The 11,277-nt window shown below is 49.9% G+C and carries 10 protein-coding genes; all 10 read left to right on the top strand.

The genetic code is table 11. The features are described 5' to 3' along the window. Positions 1 to 123: 123 nt before the first annotated feature. From L1I42_RS08945 to L1I42_RS08900, 10 genes are read left to right on the top strand one after another with little or no spacing between them, the layout of a single operon-like run. Complete coding sequence (locus tag L1I42_RS08945; protein ID WP_236114126.1) at positions 124 to 477, top strand: hypothetical protein; 354 nt, start codon at positions 124 to 126, stop codon at positions 475 to 477. Positions 478 to 480: 3 nt separating this feature from the next. Continuing rightward, positions 481 to 2,583 carry a lysozyme family protein gene (locus L1I42_RS08940; protein ID WP_236114125.1) on the top strand — a complete coding sequence of 701 codons (2,103 nt, stop codon included), beginning with the start codon at positions 481 to 483 and terminating at the stop codon, positions 2,581 to 2,583. A gap of 9 nt (positions 2,584 to 2,592) precedes the next feature. Continuing rightward, positions 2,593 to 6,426 carry a hypothetical protein gene (locus tag L1I42_RS08935; RefSeq protein ID WP_236114124.1) on the top strand — a complete coding sequence of 1,278 codons (3,834 nt, stop codon included), beginning with the start codon at positions 2,593 to 2,595 and terminating at the stop codon, positions 6,424 to 6,426. 12 nt (positions 6,427 to 6,438) lie between these two features. Beyond that, positions 6,439 to 8,559 (top strand): phage tail fiber domain-containing protein, encoded by a 2,121-nt coding sequence (locus L1I42_RS08930; protein ID WP_236114123.1) that lies wholly within the window; start codon positions 6,439 to 6,441, stop codon positions 8,557 to 8,559. Between the two features lies 1 nt (position 8,560). Beyond that, positions 8,561 to 9,046, top strand: coding sequence for a hypothetical protein (locus tag L1I42_RS08925; RefSeq protein ID WP_236114122.1), 486 nt, complete (start codon positions 8,561 to 8,563; stop codon positions 9,044 to 9,046). 10 nt (positions 9,047 to 9,056) lie between these two features. Then, positions 9,057 to 9,569 carry a DUF4376 domain-containing protein gene (locus L1I42_RS08920; RefSeq protein WP_236114121.1) on the top strand — a complete coding sequence of 171 codons (513 nt, stop codon included), beginning with the start codon at positions 9,057 to 9,059 and terminating at the stop codon, positions 9,567 to 9,569. A 60-nt stretch (positions 9,570 to 9,629) separates the two neighbouring features. After that, positions 9,630 to 10,337, top strand: coding sequence for a hypothetical protein (locus tag L1I42_RS08915; protein WP_236114120.1), 708 nt, complete (start codon positions 9,630 to 9,632; stop codon positions 10,335 to 10,337). 2 nt (positions 10,338 to 10,339) lie between these two features. After that, a complete protein-coding gene (locus L1I42_RS08910) occupies positions 10,340 to 10,753 on the top strand; it encodes a 3TM-type holin (RefSeq protein WP_236114119.1) in 414 nt (137 codons plus the stop codon). Next, entirely contained in the window at positions 10,743 to 11,021 is a 279-nt protein-coding gene (locus tag L1I42_RS08905; RefSeq protein WP_236114118.1) for a hypothetical protein, read from the top strand. Before L1I42_RS08910 ends, L1I42_RS08905 begins: the two co-directional genes overlap by 11 nt. Continuing rightward, positions 11,018 to 11,254, top strand: a complete 237-nt coding sequence (locus tag L1I42_RS08900) for a DNA packaging protein (RefSeq protein WP_236114117.1) — start codon at positions 11,018 to 11,020, stop codon at positions 11,252 to 11,254. The genes L1I42_RS08905 and L1I42_RS08900 overlap by 4 nt, the downstream gene beginning before the upstream one ends. The last annotated feature ends 23 nt before the right edge of the window (positions 11,255 to 11,277 follow it).

Raw genomic sequence — 11,277 nt, 5'->3', positions numbered from 1 at the left:
ACATCAGTCCAATGGCGTACGAAAAACTAGCGGCTTAAAAAGAGCATGGTCGTGTCCACTTTTTTAAGACAAGTCCACCTCAAAGCGGCTGGCGCTGCAAGCGTGTTCCAAAAGAACAAGCGCATGATCAACCAACAAGCGAAACTGGAACATGCGTCTCAAGAGCGTGAAAATCTCGTGGAGCAGAACGCGGCAAACAAGGAAGCTTATCAAGCTGCCCTCGAGAAAGACCGCGCGGTTTCATATGAGATTGCAATGGGTCGAGCTGCAGGTCCAACTCAGGGCCTTCGTATTGGTGAACAGAACCGTCAAGGTGCTTTGTCTATCGCCAACGCTCAGGACCGTAAAGACGCTGCCCGTGCAAACTATGTTGCTTCGGGTCACCACACAACCATCGCTGCCAATAATCGCATTGAAGTTGAACGCGCCAAGGCGAACGCAACGATCATTGGTTCCTTCGCAAATGCATTCGGTTAATTCATGCCAGCACCACAACAACGAAATCTTCCTGTCTACAAAGAGACAGCCAACATTCCTAAGCCCTCAGTGGCTTACTACCTTCACCAGCAAGGCTCTGGTGCCGCAGCGGGTCTTGCACGAGTTCTTGGAGTTGCAAGTAAACGTGCCAAGATGGACGAGCAGAACGATAAGCCTTCCAAAGAGGAAAACCTTCAATTGGCCGCGCTGGCTCAGATGGGGGCCGAGCGAGATCGTCTGAAACTTGCTAAAGGTAAATCCCTATTTGGCTATGGGGATGCTTCCGTCCAGATCGATTCATATGAACTCGAGCGGGGACGTCGAGAAGCTGCTTTGTATGCCGGACAACTTCGAGACGCATACGCGGAAGCAGGATTGCATAAAAATGACAATCCAGCGGCCTATCAGGCATTTGTTCAATCTCAGCGAGACCACATCTTCAATGAGTTGCTGAAAGATGTTGATCCGTCTTACTACCACGGATTTGTAACTCATGTAGGTCCAGTGTTCCAAAAGATGGGCCTTACCCATGCTGGTAACCTCGATACATTCATTCAAAGCCAAAACAAACTAGCTGCAGAGAACTTGATCCAGCAGCAGGTTGATTTGGAAATGACCATGGCACGTCAAGGAAACGCATTCACGGTCATGATGGATACGTTGATGGGGCCTGAAAGCAATAACAACTATAACGCTTTCCACAGCCATGCAGACAACACGTCTATCCGGTTTACCGATATGACGTTGAATGAAGTCCTTGAGTTTCAATCTTCAAAGAAATGGAAAGATTATGGGAGTGGCAGTTCTGCAGTTGGTCGCTACCAGTTCGTGGAAAAAACTCTCAGGGAAACAATCCGGGCTTCTGGTCTTGATCCAGCGACAGTGAAATTCACTCCGGCTATTCAGGATCGACTGGCTTTCACTCGTTTGGTTACCGAACGGGATTTCATCGGCTTTCTTGAAGGAAAGTACACTGCCGAAGAATATCTCAACGAACACCTACGGAAAGAATGGGCTGGTCTAAAGGGTACGGATGGTCGAGGTTTCTATGACGGTGATGGCCTGAACAAAGCATCACTGCCTTGGCAAAAGAGCGTGGCTGCATTGATACAGTTCCGCGAGGCTTATGTACGTGATCCTTCGATAGTCAAAAAAGACAAGAAAGGAAACGTCATTGGTCTGGCCGAAGACGCTCCAGTTCCAACCCAGAATGATCCCACCAAGGTTCGGGTAGCAGATGCGGCACCTGATTCCGTCAATGACGCTGTCCCTGAGACCGCACCGACACCTCCGCAACGTTTGAATGAGGTCTTGGCAACATCTCCTGAGCAACTTGGCGTTGATACACCTGAGGCTCGAAAGATTGCCGCGAAAGCTCTTGTGAATTTCATTCAAGCTAACCCAGCACATGCCAAACGATTAGACCTTGATGACGTCATGGCGTCTTGGGGACTTCCTAAGGCAGATCGCCAAATGATCTATGATGCTCGTGACGAAATCCTTGAAGAACAAGAAGCTCAATCGGCGCTGGATATAGAGACCAAACGTCGAGAGGCGATCTCTATGTTCGATAAGGCCGTTCGGGCAGGGGACCTTAGCTCAATCGGTGAGGTTCCTGATGAATACCGAACGGTAATCCCGCGCCTCAAAGGTGTCTTGGCAAACCCTCCCGAGGTCGATCCTGAGTTTCAAGCTGAGTTCCTAGCCAACATTCGCGATCCTGAATACGGCGATGAACGTACTCAGCCGACCCACAAGGATTATCCTCAATATGTCCTCGGTCAATTCATGCGTGGTGTGATTGATCACGACACATACGTCAAAGCAATGAACCTTCGCGATACAGCACTAAAAGCAAAAACTGTTCGTCAGCGCCCCGGTATCGAGCCATACGCAGAAACCTTGCTGAATAGCATTCCTAAGGGAAAGTTCCGTAGCGATTTCGCTGAGGCAGTCGATGCGGTACTCGCTGAATACGCTGAGAACGCAGAAGGTCCTGTTCCTATTTTAGAGGTCTTTGATGCACTCAATAAGCTTCACGACACAGCTATGACAAAGCTGACAGAGGCCCAACAACGAGTGTTGAACGACCCAACATATCAATAAGGAAACTATATGTCTGAAGCACAAACTGGCCAATGGGTTCCCCAGCCAGACGGTACATTTATGCCATCTGCAGAACTCATTGAGAAAGTAAGAGCCAACCCATCTGCATACCCAAATGCGGTGCAAGACTTCGCCACAATGACAGGTAAGAGCGAAACTGAAATCAATGCCATCTTGTCTCGCTCCGAAGATGGCGGCTTCATGATGGACTTTTCACAAGGTGCCGTTAAGGCTCTTGGCACCGGAGTTGAGAACGTAGGTAAGACCTTTGGCTGGGAAGGTCTTGCTGAAACTGGTAGCGACATCAATGAGATCGCAGACTTTCTTGACCCGAAATTCGAGAGTGAAAAAGGTACCGCAGAGAAGGTCACAGAGTTCATCGGCCAAGTTGCCCCAGCAGTGATCACTGGTGTTGCTACAGGTGGTACTGGTGGCGCTCTTTTGGGTTCCGGTGTGGCTGTAGGTTCGTTCGAACCAGAAGACAACTTGGTCAACGTTCTTGAAGAACACTTCCCAGAACACACTCCAGACTTCATGGTGGTCAACGAAGACGATTCCCATGGAGTTAAAATGCTCAAAGCATTCCTAATTGACCTCAGTGTCGGTAAGGCAATGCAAATGGGTATCGATGGTGTTGGAAAGATCGTGAGCCGTTTGCGATCCGGTCAGGCAATTCCTGAGGAAGAAGCCGCCCAACTGATTGGTTCGGTTTCTGAGGAAGTAGATCAAACACCTAAGGCTTCTCCTGACGTTACTCCTGATGCTGAGGTGTCTCCGTCTGTCGCCCGAGGCAACGAGATTGTCCAAGAGACCGCAAAGAAAGTCTCAGAGGTTCCCTCACGTCCTGCAGATGAAGCAACTGAGGTTCTAAACAAGAACCGCGACAAGGAACTTATTCACAACCTCCATCGCGCTGGTCGTGAAGACGCCTTGCAGGGTCTCCCTAAAGTTCCTGTGCAGAAAGCTAAGGTGTTCCGCGATGAAGTGATGGCACCAGTTGTCAAAGGCCTTAAACGGTCCTCAGAGGTAAATGTGGGTCACCGCAAAGCCAACCAAGAGTTCTTGGAAGGATCAGTTGCAGACTTTGGTCGCCATACGGACGAAGTGTTTCAAGCTCTCCACAAGCGTGAGATGGATGAAGTTGTACGTCTATTGAAGCGCGGTGCTAACACTCAATCCAACACTGCGAAGACATTCCACGGCCTCTACCGCCAATCGCTCCTTCGTCGGGTGATGTCAGAACTTGATGCAGATTACCAACTGGTCCTCAAGGAAATCCGTAAGTCACCAAATATGCTCACCAAAGATGCATGGGTGAACTACAACCAGCGTATCCAGAAGACCATGGTCAAGCTCGGTGAACTCTGGCGAGAGGAAGGTTCGATTTGGGGTTACACAGGTCATCTCCGTCAAGGACGGAAGTTTGGTGATGTTGATCTGGACCAACTAGACGCGAACCGTCTTGAAATCTTGGATGAACTCAAAGCCAACGGTCTGGACCTACGGGCCACCCGATCAGAGTTCATTGTTGGTAAAGTCCTCGAGGCCGAGCAATATGGTTTCGATGTTCTGCAAATGACCAAGGTATTTGAAGAAGCCTTTGAGGAGTTTGATAAACTAAGAGAAGGTGTGCTTCACAATATCGCAAACTCGCGTCTTGGCAAAATGACCAAGGCTGAACGCCATGCTCTCCAAGAGAGTAACTTGAAGTTGTTCCAAGACCTCCATGTTTCGGCTCTGCTTGGCCAACCTTCGACATCCTTGTTGGAGGTCATGTCAAACACACTGTCCAATATCATCATGCCTCTCACTCGAGAAACCCTCGGTGGTAAGGGCGCTCGTGGTATTGGCCGAGCGAAAGCTGAACTTGCTGGTTATCTGGCGGGTTTTGAGCGTTTCAAAAAGACGTTCGGAATAGCTTTGAAGAAAGGTCGCGGTATCACGACCGACTTCGATATCATGGATGGTTCTCACGCTTCTAAGGCCGATTATGATCGTCTGGCCAAGAACGGTAAGTGGGCAAGCTACATGGCCTTGCGTCTATGGAAAGGCGCTGCAGACGTCTCAGTGGCTTCTGCGGATGCCTCGGTTGCCCTTCGTGCCTACGGTATTGCGTATGCGGACGGTCTCGAGATGGCTATGAAGTCCGGTATGCGCGGTCAACATGCTAAAAAGATGGCCAGCCAATATGCGCAAGCAAAATTCGACGAAAACGGTCTGTTGAAAGACACCGCGTTGAAGTTTGAGGCCCAAAATGGTCTTTGGCAAAACGCCTTTGATACCCGTTATGTCACTGGTCGTGCGGCAGAAGCACTGGATAGTTATCGCCAGTCGCCCAATGCCGTTACTTCAACCTTGGCGCGTTTCACGATCCCTGTGTGGCGTACACTCGTGAACATTGGGGGCCATGCAACACAAACGATCATTCCACCGGGGATGCCTTCGGCTATCCGGGCTGCTGCAAAGCACACGAAGTGGGGTGAGAGTTTGGTTAAATCTGCTAAGTTTCTTGACGATTTCACTGGGGCAAACGGCGCTCGAGCGCAAGCTGCTGCAACGGCTCGTCAACGAATGGGCATGATGGCTGCTGGTGCTGCCTATGCGATGGTCCAAGCACGAGAAGACGTCCATATAACTGGACCGTCTCTGTGGGGCCGCTGGGATGCCAAAATGCAACGTCAGCAGGTCTTGCCTCCATCCTCTTTGATCATCGGAGATACTGCAATCGATTTGACACGGTTCCTCCCATTCTCGGCACCGCTGCTCATGATCGGAGCGATTGAAGACCAAACCCGCCAAAAATCTCTAAAGATGGAAGGTGGCGAATACACCAACGACGACTATGAGGCTATGCTGGTAGGTTCTTATCTTCCCGCAGTGGGTTTTACCTACATGGCTATGTTGTCGGACGCTGCTGCCCTTCGTGGTATTTCAGATTTCATGGATGCTGTCATGACAGCGATGAATGATGGGAACACAAAGGGTCTTGCGAAGTTCACTAAGAACTCTGCAAAGCAAATGGTTCCAGCAATCGTGAAAGTCACAGGTAAGAACGAAGGCTTCTGGACAGACAACTGGTCTCAGTATGCGGGTGAGGGGCTAATCGAAGAAATGTTGGCATATTCCGGCTTTAAGGTTGGTTATGTCCGGCGCGACTTCCTCGGTAAACCCATCACAGGTGACCGCCTTCGCGGTATCGACCCTACAAACACCAAGCCAAACAAGGTTCTGGAAGACCCTGTCTATGCTGAGTTCGCTAGGTTAAACCTTGCAGAAAGCTTGGCGATGGTTCTCGATAAACCAACAAGCGTCCTGAATAAACAGGATTGGGGTAAATTAGGGCTGCAGAACAACGGTCTACAAGACTTCAGCGAAGCTCTCCTTGGTTTCAACTCAGGTATACCCTCATTGACCGATATGAAGGTCCAAAATGGCAGTAATGCCTATGAGGCCTACGTCAATCGCGTCTATGAAGGTAAAGCCCATCAAGACGTCAAACGCAAAGTGACAGGTTATGATCTGCACGTTGCGATCTTGAAGGGTGAAAACTTTGAGGCCGCGCTTCGTCGCACCATTGAAGCCGAAGACTATGCTGATCTGACTCCTGAGGCTCGAGTGAAAGTCTGGAAGACCCTATTTGGTGTCTTCAAGAAAGCAGCCAAAGATTACCTTAAAACTCACCTTGTGGTGCCTAAGGACCTCTTCGAAGGAGGCCGTTATGGGACCTCCTTTACCAGCGATCCAACTTACGGTGATGCAGAGAAGGCAGTTAAACCTGTCATCGAGCATGTGAATACAACTCGAGGCTCACCGTTGGACGAGGCTTTCGCTGCTATCAAATAAATCACAGAGATAATGGCAAAGAGTTACGACCTCTATCCTGACGCGAACGGTTCGTTGACCGACTTCGCAATCAACTTCGAGTACCTTGATGCTAGTCATGTGAAGGCAACTGTGGATGGCGTTCCGGCGTCATTCACGTTCCTTTCAACTTACATGGTACGCATGGATACGCCTCCTGTAGGCGACCTCAAAATCTATCGTCAAACTCCAACCGATGAACCAATCAATGAGTTCGTTGATGGTTCTGTCCTAATCGATGATGACCTAAACCGCTCCTTTTTCCAGTCCTTGTTTATTTCAGAGGAGGTGGCCGATGCGTCTCTCCAACAGGACATCGACGGACAATGGGATGCTGCAAATCAGGTTCTGAAAAACTTAGCCCAGCCAAAAAACGATCAGGATGCGGCAACCAAAAAGTATGTGGAAGATCGTTTTGGCGAGAACGCAGCGAACCTCGCTGCCACGCAAGCCGCACAGGCTGCTGCCGAGGCTGCTCGAGACACCGCACAGACTTATCGGGATGAAGCTGATGCGGATCGCCAAGCAACCGAAGCTGCCCAAACTGCCGCAGAAACTGCTCGTGATGTAACCCAAGGTTATCGTGACGAGGCTGATCTGGACCGAATTGCTGCTGAGAATGCAAAGACCGCAGCCGAGACAGCCCGAGATGTGACCCAAAGTTACCGCGATGAAGCGGATGCAGACCGGATCGCAGCTCAAGCTGCAGCTTCTACCGCAACAACAAAGGCGTCTGAGGCTTCAGTGAGCGCAGCGGCTGCTTCTCTTTCGGAGAGCAACGCGGCAACCTCCGAGACAAACTCGGCGAACTCCGAGAATGTGGCCTCAACAAAGGCATCAGAAGCTTCAACAAGTGCTTCCACAGCGTTGGCCGCACAGAGCGCATCTGAAACGGCTCGTGACGTCACTCTGGGGTATCGAGACGAAACAAACGCACACCGTCTCGCTGCCGAAACTGCGAAGACTGCCGCTGAAACAGCCCGAAACACCACTGAGACCTATCGAGATCAGGCTGATGCAGACCGGATTGCTGCACAAGATGCCGCAACAACAGCCACTACGAAGGCTGCCGAAGCTTCTGCAAGTGCTTCCGCTGCGTCCACCTCAGAAACGAATGCAGCGAACTCCGAGGCATTGGCGTTTAACCATCTCAGCGAGTTCGAAGCTTGGTATCTAGGAAAGATGGCATCCGATCCTGCGGGTGTTGAGGGGCAAATCTACTGGAATACCACTGAGAAGGAAATGAGGGCGCATAATGGGACCCAATGGGTAGCCGCTTATGTGACCTTGGGCGGCGCACTGATCAACAGCAACAATTTGTCTGATTTGACAGATGCTTCCTTGGCAAGGACAAACCTTGGTCTTGGCAACGTTGAGAATACATCTGATGCTGATAAGCCCGTCAGTGTTGCACAACAGGCTGCTTTAGATGGTAAGGCAGATAAAAGCTCAACATATACGAAGACTGAAGTTGATAGTGCTTTGAGTGGTAAATCGGAGACCGGACACGGTCATTCCATCTCCGATATATCCGGTCTCCAGACCGCGCTCGACGGTAAGTCCAACACCGGACATGGTCACAGCATTTCCGATGTGTCGGGTTTGCAAACAGCATTGGATGATAAATCTTCCAATGGTCATGGTCATTCTATCAGCGATGTATCTGGTCTACAATCTGCTTTGGATGGAAAGTCTGCTACAGGACACGGACACTCAATTGGTGACATCTCAGGATTGTCGACGGAGTTGGGTACCAAAGTAGATAAAGACACTAATTCACGTCTAGACGCTGGTTATGAGACCAACGCTGCCGATCTGGGTAGTAGCTCAGGTGGTAACTTCTATCCATCTCCTTCCCAATATGGTCGGAACTTTGGCCGTATCACCAACAACGGAAACTTCACGCTCACTAAAGACCCTTCGACACTTGGTAACAGTTACACCTTCGTGCTTCTCGTGGAAAACGCAGCAGGGGGTGGCGGTGCCGTGACGATTGTCGGTTTTGACAAAGTGAATAATGACGATTTCACAACAGCGGCAAACGCTAAGATGATGATCTATATTCACTGCGTGAACGGCGTGACCTCGCTTTCTGTCGAACATATCCAAGGTTAAAATGTCATTCTTTCCGAGTTTGCGTGTTAACCTCGCGAAACCTTTTGTGGCGCTTCGTTGGCAACTGACTAGCCTATATGGTGATAGTTGGTGGGCTGACGAAGCCCAAGCCGCTGACTTCCAGCTCCTTTACAACGGTAACGCTGTCGCATGGGGTTCCACGACTGTCGCCGATGACAAAAGCAACCCTTCGGCTGAACAACCTCCAAACCTTGTTGATTTAAACGCCAATACAAAATGGCTCGCATTTCAGACAGGGCCTAAACGAACCCGAGTGCGAGTGGATTTCACGAGCAATGCTGGTGGCTGGGTCTTCAACCAATACCGATACCGTACTGCGAATGACGACCAAGGCCGTGATCCAACTGGCTGGGTCCTCTATGGCAGCTATGACGGTACCAACTTTATTGAAATTGGTCGCGAAACGAACGCTGTGAACATCTCAGCGCGAAAAACTTGGACCAACACTTTCAATCTCACGATCTAAATAGAGATAAATGCTCCAACTAATTGATCCTTCTGGAAATGTCCTGCGAACGGACGTTGTAGAAGGTCGGTCTGTAAAAATTGGCGATGCCATGGTCATGCCAGCCGTTGACGGTTGGGAAGGACTTGGAGGTTATCGTCTAGAAACCTACGTGGCTCCTGAACCGTCCTTTGAGGAACGCAAGGAGATCATGAAGAATGACGTGACTGTTAAGCGCGAAGAAGTCGAGAACTCCGGCTTTATCTACAATGGCGTTCCGGTAAAAACCACGCGCAGTGCGCAGAACATGCTTGCGAATACCATCAATGGTCTCAAGAATAAACCCGAGGGTACCATTGTGAAATGGGAAGCCTCGCCGGGAATGTTCGTTCCATTTGACCTTCCTGCATTGGAAGCTTTGTCGGATGAAGTTTTTGATCACGTCAACAGTACCTTCCTTCGCAAAGAGCAATTGTTCAATCAAATTGATGCCGCACAAACTGAAGCGGAACTTGATGCAATCGACATAAATTCCGGCTGGTAAACTAGCCGATCCCACACATGAAAAGACCCCTGAGAGCCTAAAAAACTCTTGGGGGTTTCTTTGTTTCATACTTTAGAAACCCATTGTAAAATCATGAATTATAAGGAATTTTTTCTAAAGGTTCCTGAGAAGGGACACATGCGTCTCATTCTCCAAGAGTGCGAAAAGCAAGGCGCTCTCCGAAACCAAGCCGCCTATCTTTTGGCCACAGCTCAATGGGAGACAAACCATACCTTTGAACCAGTCGTCGAAGCCTATTGGCTATCTGAGAATTGGCGCAAACGTAATCTGCGTTATTACCCTTGGCATGGTCGCGGCTTCGTCCAAATGACTTGGGAAGAAAACTATAAACGAGCCGCACGAGAAACAGGTATCCCCTTTGATAAGAAGCCTGAATTGGCGTTGGTGCCAGAATACGCTGCAGTAATTCTGGTGAAAGGTACTTTGGAAGGATGGTGGACGGGAAAACGTCTCGAGGAATTTGTCAACCTTCGCAAGAGTAATTTCTACGCTGCTCGGCGCACTGTAAATGGTCTAGATAAAGCTCGGAAGATAGCTGATCTGGCTAAGAAATATGACAAAGCCCTCCTTGCGGCTGGATATGGCGTAGAGATCGACTCAGGCGCCTCTCAGGAGTCCGTGAGCGATGTCACAGCTACCCATATACCGGAAACGAAAAACGCCTCTCAGGAGGCTTCTAATTCAATCTTTGCGACACTTGTCGAAGTTGGCGCGAAGGTTCTCGTAGAGTGGCTACGGAAAAAATAATCATGAATGTTCTAACCGTAATTATCGAACGGGTAGGGGCCATCATCGACAAGGTGGTGCCGAACCGAGCTGAAGCTGATCGCATGAAGAACGAGATCACAACGGCACTTATCAGTCAGCAAACAGAACTCAATAAGGTCATGGGCGATATCGCTAAGATTGAAGTGAGTGGCACCGCTTTCCAGCGCAATTGGCGTCCAACGCTTGCGTGGATGGTTGTGCTATTGTGGCCTTACAACTTCATTTTGCGCCCCATCCTCAACCATTACGGGTTGTTTGGTGTCCTTCCTGAGATCGATTCAAACGACATGGTCATCCTGACCACGATGTGGACTACCGTTTACGGTTTGGGCCGTTCTTTCGAAAAGTCCGGGTCCAAAATTGAGATTGGGGGCAAAAAGTCAAATGACGGATAACCTCCCTTCCACAAAGGAGGGTCGCGAGGCCTTCCTTCTCCACTCTCTCGGGCGCATCGAGGGGAAGCAAGACCAGATCAATGAGCGACTTCTACAGGTTTTGGACGATCAGAAGCATCTTTGGCAGGAGCTGGATGCGACGAAAAAGGAGCATGGTGAAGCCATCGAAAGCACCAAATTTCGTCTGAACCTGTTCACTGGCATTGGTATGGGCGCTATCGGTGTTCTCGGGTGGCTCTCGAATTTGAAAGGGCTGTTGTTCTCATGAGTGCTACAAAATCTCAAATGGCTGCGCTGCATGAGTTGGTCGCGAAGGAACTCAAAGACCGCATCGCGTCCGGCGAAGCCACGGCGTCTGATTTTGCAAACGCCATTAAATTCCTCAAAGACAATGGAATTGAGGCCATCGGGGATCTCAATTCAAACGTGTCGTCACTCGCTGAACAAATGAGCGCCATGCCTGAGTTCGATGATGATGACGAGTACGACAACGTCCATTGATTTAAACGGCTCTGTGGGGCCGA

This window comes from Maritalea mediterranea (assembly GCF_021568695.1).
Classification (GTDB): domain Bacteria; phylum Pseudomonadota; class Alphaproteobacteria; order Rhizobiales; family Devosiaceae; genus Maritalea; species Maritalea mediterranea.
This window is presented reverse-complemented; position numbering and strand designations above follow the sequence as displayed.